A 22,373-nucleotide genomic window follows, 5' to 3' on the forward strand; every position below is an offset into this window, starting at 1 on the left:
GTTCGATGAGCATCGCCGAAGACTTCGACCCGACGGTCTATCTGAACGGAGAGTGGGGCCCGCTTTCCGAAGCGCGCATTCCGGTGCTGGACCGGGGCTTCATTTTCGGCGATGGCATCTACGAAGTCGTGCCGCTCTACGCGCAGGCAAACGGCGAGCGTCTGCCGTTTCGCCTGACTCAGCATCTCGCGCGACTCGAACGCAGTCTCGGCAAGATCAGCATCGCCAATCCTTTCGACGATGCCGGCTGGCGCGCGTTGATCGCCCGTGCGATCGAAGCGAACGCCGGCGCCGGCGATGCGCTCGTCTACATCCAGGTCACGCGCGGCGTGGCGAAGCGGCGCGGCCACGCCTTTCCGGCGGGCATCACGCCGACCGTGTTTGTCATGGTCGGACAACTCGTGTTTCCGAGCGTCGAGGCGCGGGCTCGCGGCGCGGCCGCCGTCACCGCCGAAGACAAGCGCTGGCTGCATTGCGATATCAAATCGACCTCGCTTCTCGGCAATGTGCTCATGGCGCAGCACGCCGCCGAACACGACGCGCTGGAAACCATCCAGTTGCGCGACGGCTTGCTAACCGAAGGTTCGTCCTCAAATGTCTGGGTAGTAAAAGGCGGCACGCTCCTCGGCGCGCCGCGTGGACCGCGCATTCTGGAAGGCATCCGTTACAGCCTCATCGAAGAGTTGGCGAAGGAAGCGGGAATCGTGTTCGAGGAACGCGACATCACCGAAGCCGAACTGCGCGCGGCCGATGAACTCATGATCAGTTCGGCGACCAAAGAGGTCATGCCGATTACGACGCTCGACGGTCAGCGCGTTGGCGACGGCCGGCCCGGCGCGGTCTATGCTGCGCTGTATGGCGCTTATCAGCGAGCCAAGACGCGCGAGTTCGCCCTGTGAGCGAACCGCGCCATGCGAAGGAGAAAGCCATGTCCGAATCCAAACCCCAAACCGCCGCAAACCCCGACATCGACGCGTTGTTCAACTTTCCGTGCGACTTCCCGATCAAGGTGATGGGCAAGACGCATCCGGAGTTTCAGGACGCGATCGTCAACGTACTGCGTGAATACGACAACGAGTTTCACGACGGGCGCGTCGAAGCGCGGCCTTCGTCGGGCGGCAATTACACCGGCCTGACTTGCACCGTGCGCGCGCAGAACCGCGCGCATCTGGACGACATCTATCGCGCGCTGACCGGCCATCCCATGGTCAAGGTAGTGCTTTGAGCGTGCTTTCGGGTGCGTCGCAGACTGCGGGCGTGCGTTCGTAGAGCTGCCGGAACTGCTCGGCTTCGTCGAAAATCCAGTTGCGAAATGCCTGCACGCGCGCGGTTTGCATCGCCGCGGGCGGGCAGACGAAGAAATAGGTCCACGGGCTCGGACCATCCACGTTGAATAGCCGCACGAGCCTTCCCGCAATGATTTCCTGCATCGCCAGCGACCTTCGCACCAGCGCGACTCCTTGACAGTCGATCGCCGCCTGCAGCAGATTCGACGAATCCTCATACAGAACGCCGCGCTTCGGTTCCGGCGTTTCAGTCAGGCCGGCGGCGTCGAACCACGGGCGCCACAACTCGTCGTTCGAACGCAGCAGCGGCAGGTTCGCCAGATCGGCCGGCGTGCGCGGCAGATTGCCGCCGTTGAAGCGCGGCGAACACGCGGGGAAGAACACTTCGTCGAGCAACTCTTCTGTATGCAGACCGGCGTATTTGCCGTAGCCAAAGCGAATCGCGAGGTCCACGTCGTCGCGATTGAAGTCGATGAGCGCGTTCGTCGAGTGCAGTTCCAGATCCACTTCCGGATGCTTCTCGATGAATTTGCCCACGCGCGGCGTCAGCCAGCGCGCCGAGAACGACGAAAGCATCGACACGATCAAGCGACGGTCTCGGTCGCCGGAACGAATCCGTCGCGTGGATTCGGCCAGCGAAAGGAGCGAGGCCCGCACTTCGACGGCGTACTGGCGGCCGCGATCGGTCAGGCGCACGCGCTTGCCGTCGCGCGCGAAAAGCGGCACGCCCAGTTCGGCTTCGAGTGCGCGAATCTGATGGCTCACCGCACCGTGCGTCACGAAAAGCTCGTCGGCGGCGCGCGAAAAACTCTCATGACGCGCGGCGGCTTCGAACGCTCGAAGCGCATTCAGAGCGGGCAACTGGCGCAAATCTGTATGGATAGTCTGAGGGTCGGTTGTCAATCTGGCTCACATAGCAGTGAAAATTGATCGTTTGGTTCAACGCCTTGCCACGCCTAGGATTGTAGTCATCGAAACGTTCCTTTGGCGGAGTGGATCATGCGAGAAATATCAACAAGCGTCATCTTTGAAATCAAGCCGGGCGAAACGGTGCCGATGCGCATCGTGCGTGGCACGCGGCTTTCGGTGCAAGGCAGCACGGTCTGGGCGACGCGCAGCAACGACACCGAAGACTATTGGCTCGTGCCCGGCGACCAGCTCAAGTTGCGCGAACGCGAACGCCTATGGCTTTCGGTGGACGGCGACCGCCCCGCGCAAGTCGTCTTCACCATTGTGCCGCGCTGCGACGAGCGCGCGATCCACTGGGTATCGACGAGCATTGAACGTCTCGCGCAGCGGTTGCGTTCGGGCTGGCGCACGGTCTGAAGCGCGGTCCGGCGCATTATCTTCGGGTTCAGCGTCGGCGGGCATCGAGCGATTTCGGTAAACTATCGGAATCATGTCCGCCATTTCCACCGCTTTCGCGCCGGAACGCTCCACTCCCGCCGAACCGTCCAGCGTCTTCCGCTTCGGCGACCATCCGGTCACTTTGCGCTGGCGCGGCTTAGAGCCTTATCAGGAAAGCTTCGACGCGATGCGCGCCTTCACCGACGCGCGCACGGCCGAGACGCAAGACGAAATCTGGCTCGTCGAGCATCCGCGCGTGTTCACGCTCGGACTTGCCGGCAACCCGGCGCATCTGCTCCTGGCCGACAGCGGCATTCCGCTCATCAAGGTGGATCGCGGCGGACAAATTACCTATCACGGGCCTGGTCAGATCGTGGCCTATCTGCTGCTCGATCTGCGGCGTCGCAAGCTGATGGTGCGTGAACTGGTGCGCCGGATCGAAGAGGCCGTGATCGAAACCCTTGCATCGTATAATCTTGTCACGGATCGTAAGGTCGGCGCGCCTGGCATTTATGTCGCGAAGCCTTCCGCGCTGCACACGGAACTGGGCGCCAACGCCAATTCACACGCGCTGCACGAAGGCGCGAAGATCGCCGCGCTGGGACTCAAGATTCGCAACGGCTGCAGTTATCACGGCGTGAGTCTCAATGTGAGGATGGACCTGCAGCCCTTCCTCGCGATCAACCCGTGTGGCTACGCGGGACTCGAAACGGTCGACATGGCGACGCTCGGCGTCGAAGCCGACTGGCGCGACGTAGCCGCAACGCTCGCCGAACGGCTGGCGCATCAGATCGACGGCGTTCCTGCTGCCGCCGCACAATTGCACGACGGCGCCGCCGTCCAAGCAGACTCAAACGGATCAAGCGAATGACTGACGCAACCGCAAATCTTGCTGGATCGACCGACGGCAACACCGCCGTTCCGCCCGCCGCCTACGACGCCACCGCGAAGCAGAAGGCGCAGGCGAAAACCGCGCGCATCCCGATCAAGATTATCCCGATCGAAAAGCTCAAGAAGCCCGAATGGATTCGCGTACGCACGGCCACCGGCAGTTCGCGTTTCAACGAGATCAAGCAGATTCTGCGCGAACACAATCTGCATACGGTTTGCGAAGAAGCGAGCTGCCCGAATATCGGCGAGTGCTTCGGCAAGGGCACGGCCACGTTCATGATCATGGGCGACAAATGCACGCGCCGTTGCCCGTTCTGCGACGTGGGCCACGGCCGTCCAGACCCGCTCGATGCGGAGGAGCCGTTGAATCTCGCGCGCACCATCGGCGCGCTGAAGCTGAAGTACGTGGTGATCACGAGCGTGGATCGCGACGATCTGCGTGACGGCGGGGCGGCGCACTTCGTCGAGTGCATTCGGCAGGTGCGCGAGCATTCGCCGGAAACGCGCATCGAAATCTTGACGCCGGACTTCCGTGGCCGGCTGGATCGCGCGATCGGCATTTTGACCGCCGCGCCTCCCGACGTGATGAACCACAATCTGGAAACCGTGCCGCGTCTCTACAAGGAAGCGCGTCCGGGCTCGGATTATCATCATTCGCTCAAGCTCTTGAAGGACTTCAAGGCGCTGCATCCGGAAGTCGCGACCAAGTCCGGGCTGATGGTCGGCCTTGGCGAAACCGAGGAAGAAATTCTTCAGGTGATGCGCGATTTGCGCGCGCACGACGTCGACATGCTGACGATCGGCCAGTACCTGCAACCGTCGGAGCATCATCTGCCGGTGCGGGCTTACGTGCATCCGGACACGTTCAAGATGTACGAGGAAGAAGCGTACAAGATGGGCTTCACGCACGCGGCAGTCGGCGCGATGGTCCGTTCGAGCTATCACGCGGATTTGCAGGCGCATGGCGCTGGCGTGGTTTAAAGCTACTTACTGCCTTTTCTGCATTTCGCACGAAGAAGAAAGCCCACGGAGACCGTGGGTTTTTTTTGGCCGACAGCGCGCAAATGGCGTGAACTTCGCCCACACGAAGACGTCTTGCCAAACGGCACCGAATAGTCCGAACTCCCGGACAAGCATTTTCCGGATTTCCGGAAAGCTGGATTGGCAATCGCCAAGGTCCTAAAAATATTCAGCTAAATCAGCAGGTTACGCAGCAAAAAAACTGGCATTGCCCTTGCAATAGAAGAGTTACGGCCCGCGAAGCCGTCTATAAAAGTCAAGGAGACAAGCTGATGAATCCCTTCGCATCCATCCGTTCCTGAATCCGTCGACGTAGCGGCTCTCGCTCGAACGACGCGTTTCCGATGCTCGTCGCCAACACAACCGACACGCATCAAGCGTCAAAGCCCGCCGCTGGCTCTTTTTTCGCCAACTGCCTGACCTTTGCCTGGAACTATCGTGAAGAAACCTTTCTATAAAGTCCTGTACGTGCAGGTGCTCTTGGCCATCGCCATCGGTATCGCGCTCGGGCATTTCTATCCCGCTCTCGCCACCGACATGAAGCCGCTCGGCGATGGCTTCATCAAACTCATCAAGATGGTGATCGGGCCGATCATCTTCTGTACCGTCGTGACCGGTATTGCCGGCATGGAGGACATGAAGAAGGTCGGACGCGTCGGCGGCAAGGCGCTGCTGTATTTCGAAGTCGTCTCGACCTTCGCGCTCGTCCTCGGCCTCATCGCCACGCACGTGCTCAAGCCCGGCGTCGGCTTCAACGTCGATCCCGCGACGCTCGACCACAAGGCCGTCGAGTCGTTCGCGACCAAGGCGCACGGCCAAAGCACGGTCGATTTCTTCCTGCATATCATCCCCGACACGCTGATCTCCGCGTTCGCGCAAGGTGAAATCCTGCAGATTCTATTGATCGCGCTTCTGTTCGGCTCGGTGCTCGCGCATCTCGGCGAACGCGGCCGCGTGGTGACGAGCTTCATCGAAGGGCTGTCGAGCGTGCTGTTCGGCATGGTCGGCATCATCACGAAACTCGCGCCCATCGGTGCGTTCGGCGCGATGGCGTTCACCATCGGCAAGTACGGGATCGGCTCGCTGCTGCCCATGCTCAAGCTAATCGGCACGTTCTATCTGACGTCGATCGTCTTCGTGCTCGTGGTGCTCGGCACCATCGCGCGAATGGTGGGCTTCTCGATCCTGCGCTTCGTCGCTTACATCAAGGAAGAGATGCTGATCGTGCTCGGCACGAGTTCGTCCGAAGCCGCGTTGCCGCAACTGATGCTCAAGCTCGAAAAGCTCGGCTGCTCGCGCTCGGTCGTAGGTCTCGTCGTGCCGACGGGCTACTCGTTCAATCTCGACGGCACCAACATCTACATGACGATGGCGGTGCTGTTTATCGCGCAGGCAACCAACACGGACTTAAGCTGGGGCCAGCAGTTGACGCTGCTCGCGGTGACCATGCTCACGTCCAAGGGCGCAAGCGGCGTGACCGGCGCGGGCTTCATCACGCTGGCGGCAACCCTTGCAGTCGTGCCGACTATTCCGCTCGCCGGCATGGTGCTGATTCTCGGCATCGACCGCTTCATGAGCGAATGCCGCGCGCTGACGAATATCGTCGGCAACGGCGTGGCGACGGTGGTGGTGTCGGCGTGGGAGAACGAGCTCGATCGCAACAAGCTGCGCGACGCGCTTAAGCACGGCGCGGCCGAGCACGAACCCGAAACCGTCGCTTAAAGCCGCGGAAAGCAGCCATGCACGCGGCGAAGCATCAGCCAACCGGCGCTTCGCCGCGGCCTTACATCGAAGGCGCGTATGCCACAATGCCAGATACTCATTTGCGGGAATCTGCTCACGTGTCGCGCCGCATCCTCGTGTTCTTCGCGCTCGCCGCTCTGCTTGCGGCGTGTTGCGCGCTCACCTGGCAGATCGCGTGGCGGCGGGGTATCGACGAGCTTCGGCTCAATGCCGCGGTGCGCGTGGATCGCACTACGAACACGCTCAAAAGCACGCTCGACCGCTACGAATATCTGCCGTATCTGCTGTCGCGCCATCCGCTCGTGCAGAACGTGCTCGACACGCCCGACCGCAACAACGTCGATCGCGCGAACCAGTATCTCGAAGACCTCAACCAGCGCGCGCACGCCACCGCGACTTATCTGATCCGCAAGGACGGCTTCTGCGTCGCCGCTAGCAACTGGCGCGGACCGGACAGTTTTGTCGGCGTCGAATATCTTTTCAGACCTTATTTCGTCGATGCCGCGAAGGGCGGCGTCGGACGCTTTTTCGGGCTCGGCACCGTTTCGCTGGAACCGGGCTATTACATCTCGCAGCCGGTGTTCAAGGAAGGCACGCGCGAACTGATCGGCGTGGCGGTCGTGAAGCTCAATCTCGAATGGCTGCAAGGCGCGGATGCCACGGAGCCGCTACTCGTCACCGACGACCACGGCGTGATCTTTCTTTCCTCGGTGCCTTCGTGGAAATATCACACCGTGAGGCCGTTGCCGCAAAGCGTCGAGGCGTCCGTCTATCAGACGCGCCAGTACGCGCAACAGCCCATCACGCCCTTGCCGATGACCATCGCAAAGACGCTCGAAGGCGGCGCGCAGATCGTGCGCGTCGGCGGCGGGCGAAATGCGCCGAGCTTTCTGGCGACGCGGCGTTCTATCGGCGAACCCGACTGGCAGTTGATCACGATGGCGCCGCTCGATCCGGTCGAGAGCGCCGCGCAAAACGCGGTGGTCGTGACGGCCCTCGTATTCGTGTCGCTGTGTCTGCTGGCGTTTTACTGGCGCATGCGGCGCGCGCGCGTGCGCGAGATGATCCGCAGCCGCGAGATGCTGCAGACCGCGTATGCCGAACTGAATCAACGCGTCGCGGAACGCACAGCGGATCTGTCTGAGGCCAACGAGCAACTGACGAAGGAAGTCAACGAACGCACGCGCGCCGAACAGGACCTGCGCGCGGCGCACGACGAACTCATCCAGGCAAGCAAGCTCGCCGCGCTCGGGCAAATGGCGGCCGGCATCACGCATGAATTGAATCAGCCGCTTGCGGCTCTGCGCAGCTTTTCGGACAACACGCGCGTGTTGATCGAGCGCGGCGATCAGGCGGCGGCGCGCGAGAATCTCGAAGCGATTGCGTCGCTCACCGAGCGCATGGGCAAGATCACGAATCAGCTCAAGCTCTTCGTCGCGAAGGCGCGGCCGAAGAACGCGCGCACTGACGTCGCACGGGCGCTGCACAACACGCTCGCCATGCTGCGGCCGCGCATGAAGAACGTCGCGCTCGATATCGCGCCGGAGATCGAAGGCGAATGCGCGTCGGTCTTCGTGCGTTGCGAGGACTTGCGGCTGGAGCAAGTGCTCATCAACCTGATCGGCAACGCGCTCGATGCCGTCGCGTCCTGCGATGCCCCGCGCATCGTCATGGAACTCGACGCGCGCGAAACCGTGGTCGAGATCGTGGTGCGCGACAACGGCCCCGGCATTCCCGCCGACGTGCTCCCGCGCCTTTTCGAGCCGTTCTTCACGACGAAGGAAACGGGTCACGGGCTCGGTTTGGGACTCGCCATTTCGTCGGCGATCGCGCGAGATTATGGCGGTACGCTGATCGCGCGCAATCGCGTGGCGCCGATCGTCGCGGCCGGTCCCGAAGGCGGCACGCAAGCCGACGCCGACGGTTCCTACGGCGCCGAATTCGTACTGACGTTGCGCCGCGCCTGAAGGCCGGCGTGCATGAGGCAACACAAGGGGCAAGACCATGAGCACCGGTTCGCAGGTGATCTATATCGAAGACGACGAACTCGTGCGGCGCGCGAGCGTGCAGAGCCTGCAGCTCGCGGGCTTCGACGTGATCGGCCACGGCAGCGTCGAAGCGGCGGCGCGCGCCATCGACGCGAGTTATACGGGCGTGATCGTGAGCGATATCCGTTTGCCGGGCGCGAGCGGTCTCGACCTGCTCGCGCAATGCCGGGAGCGCGCACCCGAAGTGCCGGTGATACTCGTCACCGGGCACGGCGACATTTCGATGGCCGTACAAGCCATGCGCGACGGCGCGTACGACTTCATCGAAAAGCCGTTTGCCTCTGAGCGGCTGATCGAAGCGGTACGCCGCGCGCTGGAGCGACGCACGCTGGTGCTCGAGAACCAGGCGCTGCGGCGCGAACTGGCGGGGCAGAGCCGCATCATCGGGCGCAGTCCGGCTATCGAACAAGTGCGGCGGCTGATCGCCAACGTGGCGCCGACGGATGCGTCCGTGCTCATCAACGGCGATACCGGCGCGGGCAAGGAACTGATCGCGCGCAGTCTGCACGATCTTTCGGCGCGCCGCGACAAGCCGTTCATCGCGGTGAATTGCGGCGCGTTGCCGGAGCAGATGTTCGAATCGGAGATGTTCGGCTACGAGGCCGGCGCCTTCACCGGCGCGCAGAAACGGCGCATCGGTAGGCTGGAGGCGGCATCGGGCGGCACGCTGTTCCTCGATGAAATCGAGAGCATGCCGCTCTCGCTTCAAGTGAAACTGCTGCGGGTGCTGCAGGACGGCGTGCTGGAGCGGCTCGGCTCGAATCAGCCGGTACGCGCGAATCTGCGCGTGGTGGCCGCCGCGAAAGGCGACATGAACGAACACGTCGCGGACGGCACGTTTCGCCGCGACTTGCTGTACCGGCTCAACGTCGTAACCATTTCACTGCCGCCGCTCAACGAGCGTCGCGAGGACATCGTGCCGCTCTTCGAACACTTTTTGCTCGATGCCGCCGTGCGCTACGAACGGCCTGCGCCGCTCATCACGGACCGTCAGCGCGCCGAACTCATGCAGCGCGAATGGCCTGGCAACGTGCGCGAGCTGCGCAATGCGGCGGATCGCATGGTGCTCGGTGTCATCGACGATACGGGAGCCGCGATCGATACGTCCACGCAGCCGCTCAAGGAACGCACGGAGCAATTCGAGCGCGCGGTGATTGCACAGACGCTGGAGCAGTGCGGCGGGGCGGTGGCGGTGGCGGCTGATCGCCTGCAGCTAGGCAAGGCGACGCTCTACGAGAAGATCAAGCGATACGGGATTGCAGTGAAGGGGGATGCTGAGCGGTAGGGTGCTGGCGCGTATTGGCTGGCCGGTTCGGGCTGGCCTTTAAGCCGGGCGAAAGTCGAACGGCGGATGAACGGTTCAACGCCCGTTCCTTGAATCGCTTTTTGCGCCGCGTTACTACCTAGATCCACCGTTGAGCGCTGCTAGCCATCCTGAGCGCCTCGGTACGCCGCACGCTCAAGCCAGTCGTAAGTTGTTCCCCAACCCGACGCTGCTCAACGCGCCCGTTCCTTCAAGCCGCTCCAAGCGCCTTGTTGAGCAATGCATCCAGCTCGGCAAAAGTCGGTTCGCCGACATAGCGCTTGAGAATCTTGCCGTCCTTGTCGACCACGAACGTCGTCGGCGTCAGTTGGACGTTGCCGAACTGTTTGGCGGCGCTGCCGTCGTCCATGGCGACCTTGAACGGCAGATTGCGCGTCTGCGCATAATTGCTGACGTACATCGGCGCGTCGTAATTCATGGCGACGGCCACGAATTCGAGCCCGCGACCCTTGAACTTGTTGTACGTGTCGATCATCTGGGGCATTTCCTTCATGCAAGTCTCGCAACTCGTCGCCCAGAAGTTGATGAGATAGACCTTGCCCTTGAGATCGTTCGATGTCGAAATCTTCTGCCCTGAAAGCAGCGTGAAGGTTGCATCGGGCACCTTCTGTTGTCCGCCGAACGCGAAATACCCCGTGCACGCGATCACGCCGGCGACGAGCGCCGTTACAACGTAGCGCAACGGACTCTTGGTACGAGTCTGAGTATCTTGAGTGGCTTGGGACATGGCAACCTCGAACGGCTCGTAGTCGAGCGAAGCGCCTTGTAAGGCGCAACTGCAATGGGAAAGTGCTGGTTATTTTAGCGCCAAACGTGCGGCGCAGTCGTGACGCATCCGGTCCGCCGAACGAAATCCGGGTATCGCGGCGCGATAATGATGCTTTTCACGCAACGGTCAGCCATGAAGCGAGTTCTTTCTGCGAATACGGCCAGTCTGCGCCGGTTTCTCGTGCGCAATGTTCCGAGTCGTTCCATGCGCGCACGTTCACTGAGCGCGATGGTGTGCGCATGTGTCGCATGCGGCGCGTTGATAGCGTGCACGCCGTCGTATGACTGGCGCACGATCATGAACAACGACGACGGCTACGAAGTCACGCTGCCCGCCAAGCCGCACGCCGAGGAGCGCAAGATTCAGATCGCCGGCCAGCCGATGACCATGCGCATGCAGACCGCCGAAGCCAATGACGCGGTGTTCGCAATCGGCACGGTTGTCCTGCCCAGCGCCGATCCCGCGTTGCAACGCGCCGCGCTCGATTTCCTCCAGCAAGGCCTCGCTCGTAATGTGAATGCCCAGCCGGCCGCGCGCGCGACGCAGATCGACCTCGCTGTCGGCGGTCGAGTGCTCGGCAGCGAGATGGAAGTCAAGGGACCAAGCGGGAATCAGCGCGAGAGCCGGACGATTCACGCGCGTTTCGTGGCGCATGGCATGCATGTCTACCAAGTCGCGATTGTCTCGGACAAAGCGCCGCCTTCTGAACAGTCCGACCAATTCTTTTCTTCCTTCAAATTGTTTTAGAGGGAAACCTCGGTTTTCTGCGACTGCTCACTTAAGAGTGCTGCTCGTGAGGTTTACAAAGCCGAAGTTCATTCACAGCTTTGACGTCTAATGCCCGGATTTGTCAGGACTTTTTTCGCTATCCACAGAGTCTGTGGATAACTTTGTGGAAAACAGTGTCGGTGAGTCGCTTGAAGCCCGCTTCGTGCGGTCGGCCTTACTTTGCCTCCCTTCATGGCAAGTTAAATAGTTCAATAAAATCAATGGTCTGTGAAATACCTTCTGTCATGTAGGTTGATAGTAGGAAAAAGAAGGGCGGATCGGCTTGGTGTGCATAAGTCAAGTCTTGACAGGCAATATTTCGCGCCCGATGACCTTGAGGCTCATGCCGCAGGAAACGCGCGACGGTATTGCACGGCTTCCGCGACATGCGCCGCGGTCGGAATGTGCGCGCCGGACAGATCGGCAATGGTCCGTGTGACTTTCAAAACGCGGTAATAGCCGCGCGCCGACCAACCGAAGCGCTCGCTCGCGGCGCGCAGGAGCGCGGCGCCTTCGGCATTGGGTCGGCAGAGCGTGTCGGCATCGCGGCCATCGAGTTCGCGATTGGTCTTGCCTTGCCGCGCGAGCTGGACAGCGCGCGCCGCCTCGACGCGTGAAGCCACCGTTGCGCTGGATTCGCCATGCTTGGCGCCGCGCGCCGAGAGTTCAGCGGGCGAGAGCGCAGGCAACTCGATCTGAATATCGATGCGATCGAGCAGCGGTCCGGACAACTTGCGCAGATAGCGCGCGGCGACGTCGGGTGAGCATCGGCAACGTCCGCCTGGATCGCCACGCCATCCACACGGACACGGATTCATCGCGGCGACGAGCTGACACGCGGCAGGAAACTCCGCCTGTTGCGCCGCCCGGGACACGGTGATGCAACCCGCTTCGAGCGGCTCGCGCAGCGTTTCGAGTACCTTGCGATCGAATTCGGGCAACTCGTCGAGAAAAAGCACGCCGAGATGCGCAAGCGTGATCTCGCCCGGCTGCGGCGGATTTCTACCGCCAACCAGCGCCACCGCGCTCGATGAATGATGTGGCGCGCGAAACGGCCGCCGCCTCCATTGCGCGGGCGTAAATCCGAGCGAGCTTGCCGACAGAATGGCGGCGGAGGCGAGCGCTTCGTCGTCGGTCATTGGCGGAAGCAGGCCGGGCAAGCGCGCGGCGAGCATGGATTTGCCCGCGCCGGGCGGCCCGACCATCAGCATGGCATGTCGATAGGACCCGGGTTATACTCGGTGCCGTGGCAATCCGATAACGGCATCGCATTGAAAGCATACAGCTACCTTCGATTCTCGACCCCCGAGCAAGCCCAGGGTGATTCATTCCGCCGCCAGACTGTTCTGGCTGAGGCATACGCCCGCCAACACGGGCTTGAGCTCGACACAACGCTCCGCTTTGCGGATGAGGGCGTCTCGGCATTTCGAGGAAAAAACGCGGCGACAGGCGCGCTTTCTCGGTTCATTTCGGCTGTGCAGGTGGGAGAGATCGAGGAGGGGAGCTACCTGCTTGTCGAGTCGCTCGACCGTATATCCCGAAATGCGGTTACTCACGCTCAGGGGCTGTTTCTCCAGCTCATTGGACTTGGCATCACCCTAGTGACCCTGCAGGATGGCAAGGTGTATAGCAATGACGCTATCAACGCCAACCCTGTCGACCTTATTGTCTCCTTGCTGGTGATGATCCGCGCTCACGAAGAATCCGCCACCAAGTCCAAACGGCTGAAGCAGGCCTGGGTCGGTAAGCGGGAAAGGGTCGCAGCGGGAACTGCGATCTTGACCTCCAAGGCTCCTGGGTGGCTCCGGGTGGTCGACGGTGCCGAGGGCGGTGGCGCTCGCTGCTTCGAAGTGATCGAGGACCGCGCCGATGTGGTCCGAAGAGTCTTCGCGCTGACCCTAAAGGGCCAGGGGAAGGAGAGCATCGCACGCGGTCTTACGGAGGAAGGCGTACCCCCTTTCGGTAGGGCGGCGCAGTGGCATCCCTCGTATGTCCAAAAGGTACTGACCAATCCGGCCGTTATCGGCACGCTTGCCACGGGCACGCTGGAGCACGTCGACGGCAGGGCACAGCGCCAGCGTCTCGGCACGGTCCCGGACTACTACCCGGCTATCGTTGACGTAGAGACCTTCAACCGAGTACAGGCGCTGAAGACCACCAGCACCAAGACCAAAGGCAGGGCACCCGTCCAGAACGTCCTGGCGGGGCTTGCCGTGTGTCCCCTGTGCGGCGCTCGGATGACTCGGGTGATGAAGGGTACTGGCGCTAAGGCGGGGAAGCCTTATCTGGTCTGCTCCAAGGCCAAGGGCGGCGCAGGTTGCACGTATAAGGCGGTGCATCTCGACAATGTGGAGGCGGCCGTGCGGAGCGCCTATCCGGATATTTCCCAGGCGCTGACTTCCTACGGGTTCGAGGGGGCAGCAAGCGACCTAGCACGGCTTGAGGGGAATGAGTTGGCACTGGTCGACCAGATCGAGGAGGTGGTATCCGCCATTGCCGATTTGGGCAAGTCCAACGCCCTGACGCGGCGTCTCCGCGAGTTGGAGACTGGGCTAGCGGCCTTGCAGGCGGACATCAAGGCCAAGCGGTCGACGATGGGCACGCGGAGCCTTGCGGCTCGGCTAACAGATCTGAAGGGGGCCGTGGACGGCGAGGCGGGGACACTCAACACCGCTATGCGGGAGCTGTTTGCTTCGGTCGTGGTCGAGTACAGGGCGGGCGAATTGGAAATGCATGCCCATAGCGGGGCAGTGCTGCGGGTGACCTACCAGTGGCCTGAAGAGCGGCACTCGGCATAAACGCCTGAGGCATCGCCACCGCCAATGAATGTGAATACAATACGGGCCAATTACAATCAAGATCGCCGCAAGCGCTCAATGAGACATCCTCTTGCATTTGCCAGCCTAGCCCTAGCGGCATACTGCGTGGTGGCACCAGCTATCGCTGCGGGCACTGGCACGCTACCTACCGAAAGTGTGTTCAATCTTGTGGCTGATACAGCATCGAAGATCTGCGGTGACGTGCCTGATTCGGGCTGGAATGTTGACGCATCCGCCAATGCCGGTGTTGATGCCCCTCTCGGCGAGTTTTTTAAGAAATTGTTTGACGCGCGGGTGACGGGGAAGGTTGGCGTGGACGGGGGGAAATACGCGGGTCCGCTGCGCGACCAGCTAAAGGAAGTCCGACGCGACACACAGGACTGTAAGAAGGTGGTTGCGGACGAATTGCTGCAGTACGTGAGACAGACGCAAAAAACGGAAAACGTGCCGGAAAGCAAGCGGGTTCAGATCGGCAGCATGCGGTTGGTGCCTAATGTCGTGCGCTATCCAAAAGAGAGCGCCGAAGAGTTTGCCAACAGATTTATCAAGCTGGTCGACGCAGGAAATTACTCCGAGGCGTATCAAAATCTGGACCCCTCGGTACGCGCCATGCAGAGCCGGGAGACGTTCATAGGGAGTTTGCAGGCGCGTGGTTCGCGTTGTTACCCGGCGCAGTTTCGACGAGAGCTGGTTTCACAAGTACGAATGATCCCGGCCAATCAGAGTCTATTTCGCCGCGACGAGTACGGCTATTCATTCCGGACCAGGTTCAAGGATAGCGGCCAATCCGGAGGACGGGACCCAGACGAATTGGTCGGAGTCGTTCTTTCGGACAGCGGACTCTGGCAAGTGTTGGAATTCACCTCAACTTGCCTAGCCGAGGGCGGTGCCGATCAGTAGGGCTCTACGTACGCGGGTTGCGAGAAGCGCCATTCTATTAAGCTACGAGTATCGCCTGCCGGTATTCTGCAATGCTCGCCGCTTCCCGCGCGGACCCGAAAATCAAGCGGGTAAGCGACCCATGCACCTTGAGGTCGCGCATGTGCTTTTCGACCGCTCCCACCTGATCGCGCAGTGTGTTCACCGCGCTCCCTGTTTCGTGCTTCCATGCCTCCTGGGCTTCGCTGACGGCTTCCTCACACGCGCCGGCGACGCGTTCCTCCAGATCCGCATGGAGGGCCTCATAGCTGTCTGTCTCTTCTACAAGGTCGCGGGCCAGCTCGCCAGCACGCTCGGATGCGTAACGGATGGCCTTAGCGGCTTTCCGAAGTTTCCCGGGGGTATCCAAGGGTCCGAGGATCTCCTTCAGCTTATCGCCCATCTCACGCACCGATTTGCTGAATTCCTCTGCGTTGTGCTCATGCAGCGTAGCAATAACGTCGATCCACCGCGCTGGGACGGGCAGGTTTGCGTCGAGGAATTTTCGCCGCTGCTTTTCTATCTTCTCCGCTTTGCTGAGCGAGCACTTCGCGGCTTCTGCGCACTGCGCCAACGTCCACCGCTTTCCCGTCAGGGTGTCGGAGGGCCGTTCGCATAGCATTGTCCATAGGTACTCGGATTTCTCGGTGTTCGTAAGCTCCTTCTTCACTTTGTCGTTCTCCTTTGCTGCTTCCATCTTTGCCTCGGACGGCGTGCCGCCGAAGACATCTGCCGGGACAGTCTCGCGCCCTTCAAGCTTGTATGCGTGCGCTCGGTGGAACCCGTCGAAGACCACGAATCGACCATAGCTAATCGGTAAGACCCGAATGGGATCGAGAGCCCCTTCACGCCCTAGACGCTCGCGCAGCTTGGTAACGTGCGCAGGGTCGGAAACCCCCGTACGGCTGCGAGGATCCACGCGCCGCATCTGAAATGCCTTTGGGCAGACGACCAGCTTAGACACCGGAATCTCGCGGATGCCTGTCTCAGAAATTTTGGGTTTAGACCAGTGGAATTTAAGGGTCTCGATAGTCTCCTCTTTTGGGCGCAGGCCCGTGCCAGGATTGGGTTTCATCGATATTCGCCTCTCTCTCAGTGTTCTGGGGAAACCGTAATTACGGCCCCCTATGTGTACGGGTTCAGGGTGCAAAGGCCTTGCGGCCCCTGCGGTCCCTTGGGTCCTACGATTTCCGTCGAATGCTGCCGTCCGGGGCCTTGAACACGGTCCCCGAGGGCAGGGCGTCATAGCTCGCCTTGTCCGAGACCGCTACAGGCTGGTACGAACCGGAGCCGGTCGACTGGCCTCGGGGCATGCTGCCTGTGTTGCTGGTGCCACCGGTCGCGAAGCCCTGAGGTGCCGTGGGGTTAGCCTTGCCAACCTGGGACGCTTGGAAATTTCGGACCTTCTGCAAAATCTCTTGCTGTTGCTCCAGCCACGGAATAGTCACCTTCTCGCGGTCGGCGCTCGCGGAGGGGATATCCGAGTTGAGGAATCCTGCTTGCTCGTCTGTGATGGCCCCTTTCTTCAGGGCATCTTGGACAAGCGCCGCGTCGATGTGCGCACGTTGAATAACCAGGTTGGGAGCGGCATCATCCCATCCCAAGGTCTGTGCAATCCCCGGGACCGCGCCCGCAATCCGGGACATATTCGGCGAGTTCTGCGCCTGTCCCCTAGCTGCATCGAGCGCCCGCTGGTTTGCCGCCAGTGCCGTATCCGTCTGCGTCAGCTTGGCCTGGTACTCGTCGGCGTTCTTACGGTCATCCTTCGCCTGGTCCCTCTGGGCTTGCAGGTTCACCGTCGCGATTTCCTTCTGCATGGCGAGCTGCCCCGCGAGGACCTTCTGCCCCTGGAGGAACCCAGCGACTTGCCCATTTGGGATGACTTGGGCCTGCTGCCCTGGGAGCTGGACCATGGTGAACGCGCCATCTGCAATCGGTGTCACCTTCGGTGTGTTGAGGTCCCGCTGTTGATTCAAGGTCGCGTCAAATGTGTTGCTGAACGCGGGGCCGGCGGCCGCAAGCCCGTCCTTGAGGTCCCTACCGCCCATGAGGGCCGAGCCTGCTGCAATCATGCCGTTCGCCATGGACTGGTTAGGGTCGGTGGCTTGGATCTCAAACATCTTCATCGCTCGCGAGATGGGGGTGTCGGAGGGCGGCGGGTTCATCGCATCCGAGATGGGCGTGCGCACCCTCGGTGGATTCATGGCTTCCTCCATGGGCGACTGAAGCGGAGCTCCGCCTCCGAACATCGATTGACCAGGCTGGTTGTTCAGCGGGTAACTGAGGAAGCTAGGGAGCGGGCTGGAGTTGCCGGTGCCGTAATACTGAAGCGCCTGCCCCAGGTACGTTGGGAGACTATGGGAGCCATCGTCTCGGGGGTCGATTCCGGGGGGCATGTCGAAAGAGAAACTATCGTTGGTCATTGCTGGTTTATGTCTTGAAAGGTTAAGGGTGGTGCTACGCGGGTTAGATACGCTCGGAGAGCGCCGCCTGGTGCTGGCGGGCAATCTGGGCTTGGATGGTGCGGACGGCGGTCTCCCGGTCTTCGCCGTAGCGGAGGACCACCAAGGCGACTTGTGACCATTCCTGCTCGGTTAGCTCGGGGTCCCAAGCGCCCCCGGGGAACGCGTTGGCGGGCCGCTGGTCCCGGAAGTTGTCGGGGTCGAAGAAGGACGCCTTTTTCAGATTCAGGCGCTGGGGGACAGCTCGGATGTTGGCAAGGCTATGGAGACCGACCGCTACCAAGTTGCCGCCGATGTCTTTCGCTACCCGGGGGATTAGGTGATCGACGTGGTGACCCTCGGGACACTCGGCATACACGCGCCGAATTGCTGACTGCTCTGCGGCGTACCCAGCAGGCATTGCCTTCGCGCCGGTCATCTTTCGCCATTGGTGCGCAATCACGTGTTCCCTGGCGGCTCCTAGGAACGAAGGGTCATTGGCCTTTCGGCTTCGTTCGTAATCGCGGTGGTAGGCGTTCACAGCGTCACGAACCTCAGGATTGCTGCGGCGTTCCCGCTGCTTCTTGTTGCGGGCTTCTGGGCCTCCAGGGGTCGCCATGCGTCGCGCGTGGCCTAGCCGGTTCCGCTCGGCGCAGCACTCGACACACGCTTCGCGGGCGTTGCTGTAGTGGGCTGTTTCGCCGTGCTGCTCGCAGGCCCACATGAACCGTTTCTCGCCGGCTGCACGGGCCTGCGCGGCTGCTTCTTTCTTGGTCATCTTCATTCGTTCTCGTCAAAAGTGGCTGCGGTCGCGTCAATGGTCTGCACCACCAAGCCGGTGACGGCGTCTACAAGGCGACTGGCGGCCCAACCTGCGGCCACGGTGCCGGCCATGGATGCCGCTCCGAGTGCCAACATCAGCGCCAAGACTGCGGCCATTTGGAAGTCGCTCATTGCACGGCTCCTCGGTCCGCGAGGAGGCCACAAAGGAACGCTTCGGCCTTGGCAATGATTGCCAGCTCGTCGATGGTGGAGGCTGCGGTTCCCTTGGTGCCCTTGGGGTCTCGCCGTGCTTTCAGGCGGGCCGCGCGGTCTTTCTTGAAACGGGCGACACAGAGCCGGCATTGGCCGGATCCTGCGGTCCCGTGGAGGGTCTCGCCGTGGTGAGGGCACCGCCAGATCAGGGTCTTGAAACCGGCTTTCCGGGCTGCGGTTAGCGCTGCTGCTTTCGTGCCGCGTTTGGCGCGGGTCTTGGGCGAAGGGGGGAGAATATTGAACGTGGTCATGGTGATCGTGTGAACATGGTATTTGTTGGGCTAAAAAATTTTTCACCCATACCTGTAGGAATCCTAAGGGCGTGAATGGGCCGTGCGACTTGTCTATGGACGCCTAGAACGGGCTGCAATGAAGAGGTGAATAGGAAGGTGGCTTGAGGGGCGCCGAGGGGCTGCTAGGATGCTACGGGAGGGTGCGGTGCTGCCGGACTGGGGAGTACGAATGCGTGGGTCTTCTTTCTTAAGCGTCGACTAATTGAAATACTGCCTTCTCTAAAGCGCGGGGTAATTTGCAAAGCCCGTGCAGACATAGCGCCGGCATGGGGCGACCCGCGTGTTTCTTTCTAAAGCGTCGACTAATTGAAATACCGGTTCTTTCTAGAGGTACGGCGTAATCGTGACCTACCAGCAAGCCAGGGCGCCGTCGAGGGGGTGTCACTAGGGTTCCCATGCACACCTAGAACGGGCTGGCGGGGGAGGACTAAGGGGTTGGTAGCCTGATGAGGGCAGAGAGGCTAAACGATGTTACAGGAAAGGGTGCTTGAGATACTGCGAGATATTGCGGAGCCGCGCGGTGTTGTGCTGGACTGTGTTGTACAAAAAGTTGAGGCAGCTTCTTCATAGAGAAGTGTCGACTAAGTCAGGGCTTTTTCTTCCATGGTGTAGACCTATCCGATCTTCTTGATTTCTAAGGAGCACCGCCCCTTCCTTCGCTAGTACGGGTTAATCAGGCTCTTCTATGGGAAGGATTTCGACGATGTGCTTGATTTGTAGGCCATTAGCGGTCGGGGCACCGCGCGGCATTCTTAGGATGGTGTCGATTAATTTATCTCGCCCCTAGGGAAGGAAAAACTTTTTCCCTCACGCGTGACCCTTCTCTTCATTCGGACGTAATAATTCGAAAGCCGCGCCCAGCAAGGGTTCAAGATGGGGGCGGAGTGAAACCGTCGTTTTCTCTGTATCCAGTGATCCGGGGAATCATCTACTGAAGCGGGCAGCTCGGAGAACAAGGCTGTTTTTGCCGCTGGGCTCGTCTACCTGAGGGATGCTCGTCCCGTCCGCCTGTTGAAAAGAGTACCCGTGAAACATGCTCAACTATTTGTTCCACGGAGCAAACTGCGTTGCTGGCCTGATCCAACTCAGTCCAAGATAAACGCGACCTGGTTCTCCCATGCGGCTTCGTTGGCCTCGTCGATGATCCAAACTAGGTCGTCGTCCTGTTCCCATCCGCTCCCCGCGTCAATGACATAGGCGATTTCTTCGTTTTGGCTGGTCTCGTTCGCTGCTTTGTTCGGCATTTGCTACTTCCTCGTATGGCGGCTGCCCTCGGTGCAGGGCTTCGCGTTTGATTTGGCTATCGGCTATTTGCCGTTTTTCTGTAGTGTTGTTTGACTGCTTGCGAGACCGCCAGACCTTGAATTGCAGTATCAATGCGTCGGCCCAGCGCAGCTTGTCCTGTACGGTCCCTTGCTGCTCTTAGGCTGCCTTTGGGAAGGCTCGCCGTGCTCTGCTGACGGTGGCCTCGCTGACCCCGAAATGCTCCGCAGCCTTAGTGATGCTGCCGTTCTCCCAGGACCATGCGGCAATTGCAGCTGCGTCATGTTGGACCGGGCGGCCTAGGCTGGCCTTGCCTCGGTGGGTCCGACCAGTGGCAGCAAGGGAGCGCCTTGCCGTCTCTCTGCCAACGTCCGTCCGCGCGATGATCCGGTTCTTTTCCATCTGAGCGATCTGGGCTAGGAGCGTCACGATCAACTCGCCCGCTTCGCCGACGATAGGCCCTAGGCCATGAATGTCGACAACCACACCCTTGGCCCGAAGGTCGCGAACCGTGGTCTGCACATCAATACTGTCGCGTCCTAGGCGGTCGACTGCATACACCTGCAGGGTGTCTCCTTCGCGGAGATAGTCAGCGCAGGCCCTAAACCCGGGTCGCTCCATAGCGAGGACGGATCCGCTAATGCCTTGGTCGGAGAACTCCTTGTCGAATCCACCCCCCATAGCGGTGCGTTGGGATTCGATGGATTGGTCCCGAGTCGAGACTCGGTAGTAAGCGATGCGTGCCATGGTTGCCCCCCGTTAGGCCTTGTCATATGTTGGATCGAATAATGACAGTACTATCGCAATCCGTCAACAGGAGATTTGACAGGGGCGTTGCATCGGTTCCACGGTGCTGTCGCTACTTACACCTTGTGAGATAGCGAAGCGTGCTACGGAGAAAAGGTAGAGCTCTTTTCTTGCGGTGAGGAAGCTATCGAAAATGCTCGAACCTAGCCATTAGAAGACCCCCTGCATACCCCGGGGTCCGTGACTTCAAAAACTCCGGTAAAGCCTCGATGCCCACGTTGTTGTTGAGCCTGTGTTGTGAGAGAGGCCGCTAGAAAATTTAGATCGATCTGGCAACAGTACCCCCATCCCCCACGGGACCCTCAGCAAATCAAGGGGGCCTTCCGTTTGCGCGGATGTAACCCCCGGGGTGGGCTGCGGTTCGATACAGGCGCAGGTGCAAATCGCTACAACTACCTGTAGCAGAGAGACGGCTTTATACCTAGCAAAAATAGTCATACGAACGCAATACGTGGCAAACCTAGCAACTACGCACGGAGAGTGTTGGACTTAGGAAGTCTCTCTGACACACACTGGCAGCCGGCCTATTTACTTTGGCATCAATTGCCCCACAGCAGGAGGTACATTCGGCGCAACAATCCCCGCTGATTCGCGAGAAAGCCTTACTGAATATAAATCTTTAGAATTGCCGAAACCTGCGAAAGATTATCATTTTGGTCGCGGCAGTTAAACGTGTGCTTCAATTGCACCACGTTTTGCCCTTTCGCCTTGGCAAGCGCTGCAATATTCGGGGGTAAATAGATATTATTATGATAAGTTTCGCTGCTAGAGCCAGATACTGGAAATGAGCCACCTAGAATTCTTTGATTCCGTGAAATTGGTGTCAGCGGCTCGCCGTTAATAAGAAACCATTGGGTGTCTTCGCTATCGATCTGCACATCGATCCCCTTCGTCTCCTTGAATGGATAATCGACCGCACTGAAGCCGTTAATCGGAATTGACACGGTGTCAGGGACGGCAGCCACGCGTAACGCTGCTCTGGAAGACAAAGGTCTCGGCTTGCTACCTCCGCAATCGTCAAAACCATGTCGAGCTGCATCCAGACTTTGAGTCCTAGTAGGATAGCCGTTTCCTCCATCAACAGACCGTATGCGGCTTAGCAAATTTTCAAGGGTCGTCCAATCACCGGAGAGACGTGCAACAGCGCATCCCGCGAAACCATCTGCTTCTGTTTCTTTCTGTATGCCGGGAATTCCAGAGCGGCTTTCGAAATGCCGTCCTAGATAATGGCCCAATTCATGTCCGAGTAGAGCAATTGCCTGAACTCTATCGTTTCCGATAACTTCTTGAAACCAGATTGGATTGACTTCGATGAAGTCGCCGTCCGGTATTCCGTCTTCGCCCTTTGCAGGCCAAGCTAGGGCTTTTGTGACATAGTCACAGTAGATCACTTTAATACTTTGTTGAAATGCGATTGATCTCGCAACTTCCGCAACCATTGCTTCTGCATCGGAGGGAGCAAAGCCCAGCGAGGAGCCCTCGTTCTTAAGATTTTCTGCATACATGCGAGCGCAACGCTTGGGCGAATCAGCTCTTGCAATGGAGGAAAGGCACATTAGCGCGAGCAGAAGCACCAAGGAAGTAAGTTTCACTTTAATCCC

General features: G+C 60.3%; 21 protein-coding genes and 1 pseudogene. 11 read left to right on the plus strand and 11 right to left on the minus strand.

The features are described 5' to 3' along the window. Window positions 1–5 precede the first annotated feature (5 nt). Both P9250_RS19615 and P9250_RS19620 read left to right on the plus strand, forming a co-directional pair. Window positions 6–899: a D-amino acid aminotransferase gene (locus tag P9250_RS19615; protein ID WP_310394689.1), complete on the plus strand. Its 894-nt coding sequence runs from the start codon at window positions 6–8 to the stop codon at window positions 897–899. 29 nt (window positions 900–928) lie between these two features. Then, on the plus strand, window positions 929–1,225 hold the full coding sequence (locus P9250_RS19620) for a DUF493 family protein (RefSeq protein WP_244826853.1): 297 nt from the start codon (window positions 929–931) through the stop codon (window positions 1,223–1,225). Here the strand turns inward: P9250_RS19620 and P9250_RS19625 are convergent. Further along, window positions 1,209–2,189, minus strand: a complete 981-nt coding sequence (locus P9250_RS19625) for a transcriptional regulator GcvA (RefSeq protein ID WP_250491710.1) — start codon at window positions 2,187–2,189, stop codon at window positions 1,209–1,211. The two genes, P9250_RS19620 and P9250_RS19625, sit on opposite strands and share 17 nt — an antisense overlap. Before the next feature lie 96 nt (window positions 2,190–2,285). Between P9250_RS19625 and P9250_RS19630 the strand changes: the two genes are divergently transcribed. The 6 genes from P9250_RS19630 (at window position 2,286) to P9250_RS19655 (ending at window position 9,620) form a co-directional block, all read left to right on the plus strand. Continuing rightward, window positions 2,286–2,612, plus strand: a complete 327-nt coding sequence (locus P9250_RS19630; RefSeq protein WP_250508502.1) for a DUF2917 domain-containing protein — start codon at window positions 2,286–2,288, stop codon at window positions 2,610–2,612. Between the two features lie 73 nt (window positions 2,613–2,685). Continuing rightward, the gene (gene lipB / locus P9250_RS19635) at window positions 2,686–3,504 is read left to right on the plus strand and encodes a lipoyl(octanoyl) transferase LipB (RefSeq protein ID WP_250491711.1); all 819 of its coding nucleotides are present in this window, start codon (window positions 2,686–2,688) and stop codon (window positions 3,502–3,504) included. Then, a complete protein-coding gene (gene lipA, locus P9250_RS19640) occupies window positions 3,501–4,505 on the plus strand; it encodes a lipoyl synthase (RefSeq protein ID WP_244826855.1) in 1,005 nt (334 codons plus the stop codon). The genes lipB and lipA overlap by 4 nt, the downstream gene beginning before the upstream one ends. A 477-nt stretch (window positions 4,506–4,982) precedes the next feature. Continuing rightward, a complete protein-coding gene (locus P9250_RS19645) occupies window positions 4,983–6,266 on the plus strand; it encodes a dicarboxylate/amino acid:cation symporter (RefSeq protein WP_244826856.1) in 1,284 nt (427 codons plus the stop codon). Window positions 6,267–6,283: 17 nt separating this feature from the next. Continuing rightward, window positions 6,284–8,254, plus strand: coding sequence for an ATP-binding protein (locus P9250_RS19650; RefSeq protein WP_310394693.1), 1,971 nt, complete (start codon window positions 6,284–6,286; stop codon window positions 8,252–8,254). Window positions 8,255–8,291: 37 nt separating this feature from the next. Continuing rightward, the gene (locus P9250_RS19655) at window positions 8,292–9,620 is read left to right on the plus strand and encodes a sigma-54 dependent transcriptional regulator (RefSeq protein WP_310394695.1); all 1,329 of its coding nucleotides are present in this window, start codon (window positions 8,292–8,294) and stop codon (window positions 9,618–9,620) included. Between the two features lie 229 nt (window positions 9,621–9,849). On the opposite strand, the gene P9250_RS19660 is transcribed toward P9250_RS19655, so the two are convergent. Beyond that, entirely contained in the window at window positions 9,850–10,386 is a 537-nt protein-coding gene (locus P9250_RS19660; RefSeq protein WP_310394697.1) for a TlpA disulfide reductase family protein, read from the minus strand. 246 nt (window positions 10,387–10,632) lie between these two features. Between P9250_RS19660 and P9250_RS19665 the strand changes: the two genes are divergently transcribed. After that, window positions 10,633–11,175 (plus strand): hypothetical protein, encoded by a 543-nt coding sequence (locus P9250_RS19665; protein WP_250491713.1) that lies wholly within the window; start codon window positions 10,633–10,635, stop codon window positions 11,173–11,175. Between the two features lie 362 nt (window positions 11,176–11,537). Here the strand turns inward: P9250_RS19665 and P9250_RS19670 are convergent. Further along, window positions 11,538–12,413, minus strand: a pseudogene (locus P9250_RS19670) (YifB family Mg chelatase-like AAA ATPase); the annotation flags it as partial. 24 nt (window positions 12,414–12,437) lie between these two features. On the opposite strand from P9250_RS19670, the gene P9250_RS19675 reads away from it, so the two are divergent. Further along, window positions 12,438–13,994 carry a recombinase family protein gene (locus P9250_RS19675; RefSeq protein ID WP_310394699.1) on the plus strand — a complete coding sequence of 519 codons (1,557 nt, stop codon included), beginning with the start codon at window positions 12,438–12,440 and terminating at the stop codon, window positions 13,992–13,994. A 24-nt stretch (window positions 13,995–14,018) separates the two neighbouring features. Next, a complete protein-coding gene (locus P9250_RS19680; protein ID WP_310394701.1) occupies window positions 14,019–14,915 on the plus strand; it encodes a hypothetical protein in 897 nt (298 codons plus the stop codon). A gap of 37 nt (window positions 14,916–14,952) precedes the next feature. Here P9250_RS19680 and P9250_RS19685 read toward each other — a convergent pair whose 3' ends face one another. The 8 genes from P9250_RS19685 to P9250_RS19720 form a co-directional block, all read right to left on the minus strand. Next, the gene (locus P9250_RS19685) at window positions 14,953–16,008 is read right to left on the minus strand and encodes a ParB/RepB/Spo0J family partition protein (protein WP_310394703.1); all 1,056 of its coding nucleotides are present in this window, start codon (window positions 16,006–16,008) and stop codon (window positions 14,953–14,955) included. Between the two features lie 106 nt (window positions 16,009–16,114). Next, window positions 16,115–17,137 (minus strand): hypothetical protein, encoded by a 1,023-nt coding sequence (locus P9250_RS19690; RefSeq protein ID WP_310394705.1) that lies wholly within the window; start codon window positions 17,135–17,137, stop codon window positions 16,115–16,117. Window positions 17,138–17,399: 262 nt separating this feature from the next. Beyond that, entirely contained in the window at window positions 17,400–18,158 is a 759-nt protein-coding gene (locus P9250_RS19695; protein ID WP_310394706.1) for a hypothetical protein, read from the minus strand. Then, complete coding sequence (locus tag P9250_RS19700; RefSeq protein ID WP_310394709.1) at window positions 18,155–18,328, minus strand: hypothetical protein; 174 nt, start codon at window positions 18,326–18,328, stop codon at window positions 18,155–18,157. Before P9250_RS19700 ends, P9250_RS19695 begins: the two co-directional genes overlap by 4 nt. Further along, window positions 18,325–18,660, minus strand: a complete 336-nt coding sequence (locus P9250_RS19705; protein ID WP_310394711.1) for a hypothetical protein — start codon at window positions 18,658–18,660, stop codon at window positions 18,325–18,327. The genes P9250_RS19700 and P9250_RS19705 overlap by 4 nt, the downstream gene beginning before the upstream one ends. 1,127 nt (window positions 18,661–19,787) lie before the next feature. After that, a complete protein-coding gene (locus P9250_RS19710) occupies window positions 19,788–19,946 on the minus strand; it encodes a hypothetical protein (protein WP_310394713.1) in 159 nt (52 codons plus the stop codon). 178 nt (window positions 19,947–20,124) lie between these two features. Continuing rightward, window positions 20,125–20,712, minus strand: coding sequence for a recombinase family protein (locus tag P9250_RS19715; protein ID WP_310394714.1), 588 nt, complete (start codon window positions 20,710–20,712; stop codon window positions 20,125–20,127). 662 nt (window positions 20,713–21,374) lie between these two features. After that, window positions 21,375–22,364, minus strand: coding sequence for a hypothetical protein (locus P9250_RS19720; protein WP_310394716.1), 990 nt, complete (start codon window positions 22,362–22,364; stop codon window positions 21,375–21,377). Window positions 22,365–22,373 lie beyond the last annotated feature (9 nt).

It is taken from the genome of Caballeronia sp. LP006 (assembly GCF_031450995.1).
Lineage (GTDB): Bacteria > Pseudomonadota > Gammaproteobacteria > Burkholderiales > Burkholderiaceae > Caballeronia.

Bases quoted from the DNA above. Each gene is read 5' to 3' on its own strand.
- P9250_RS19680 (WP_310394701.1), top strand. From the start codon at position 14,019: ATGAATGTGAATACAATACGGGCCAATTACAATCAAGATCGCCGCAAG.
- P9250_RS19630 (WP_250508502.1), top strand. From the start codon at position 2,286: ATGCGAGAAATATCAACAAGCGTCATCTTTGAAATCAAGCCGGGCGAA.
- lipB (WP_250491711.1), top strand. From the start codon at position 2,686: ATGTCCGCCATTTCCACCGCTTTCGCGCCGGAACGCTCCACTCCCGCC.
- P9250_RS19665 (WP_250491713.1), top strand. From the start codon at position 10,633: ATGCGCGCACGTTCACTGAGCGCGATGGTGTGCGCATGTGTCGCATGC.
- P9250_RS19690 (WP_310394705.1), bottom strand. From the start codon at position 17,137: ATGAATCCACCGAGGGTGCGCACGCCCATCTCGGATGCGATGAACCCG.
- P9250_RS19615 (WP_310394689.1), top strand. From the start codon at position 6: ATGAGCATCGCCGAAGACTTCGACCCGACGGTCTATCTGAACGGAGAG.
- P9250_RS19650 (WP_310394693.1), top strand. From the start codon at position 6,284: ATGCACGCGGCGAAGCATCAGCCAACCGGCGCTTCGCCGCGGCCTTAC.
- P9250_RS19715 (WP_310394714.1), bottom strand. From the start codon at position 20,712: ATGGCACGCATCGCTTACTACCGAGTCTCGACTCGGGACCAATCCATC.
- P9250_RS19660 (WP_310394697.1), bottom strand. From the start codon at position 10,386: ATGTCCCAAGCCACTCAAGATACTCAGACTCGTACCAAGAGTCCGTTG.
- P9250_RS19655 (WP_310394695.1), top strand. From the start codon at position 8,292: ATGAGCACCGGTTCGCAGGTGATCTATATCGAAGACGACGAACTCGTG.
- P9250_RS19705 (WP_310394711.1), bottom strand. From the start codon at position 18,660: ATGACCACGTTCAATATTCTCCCCCCTTCGCCCAAGACCCGCGCCAAA.
- P9250_RS19620 (WP_244826853.1), top strand. From the start codon at position 929: ATGTCCGAATCCAAACCCCAAACCGCCGCAAACCCCGACATCGACGCG.
- P9250_RS19695 (WP_310394706.1), bottom strand. From the start codon at position 18,158: ATGAAGATGACCAAGAAAGAAGCAGCCGCGCAGGCCCGTGCAGCCGGC.
- P9250_RS19710 (WP_310394713.1), bottom strand. From the start codon at position 19,946: ATGCCGAACAAAGCAGCGAACGAGACCAGCCAAAACGAAGAAATCGCC.
- P9250_RS19685 (WP_310394703.1), bottom strand. From the start codon at position 16,008: ATGAAACCCAATCCTGGCACGGGCCTGCGCCCAAAAGAGGAGACTATC.
- lipA (WP_244826855.1), top strand. From the start codon at position 3,501: ATGACTGACGCAACCGCAAATCTTGCTGGATCGACCGACGGCAACACC.
- P9250_RS19700 (WP_310394709.1), bottom strand. From the start codon at position 18,328: ATGAGCGACTTCCAAATGGCCGCAGTCTTGGCGCTGATGTTGGCACTC.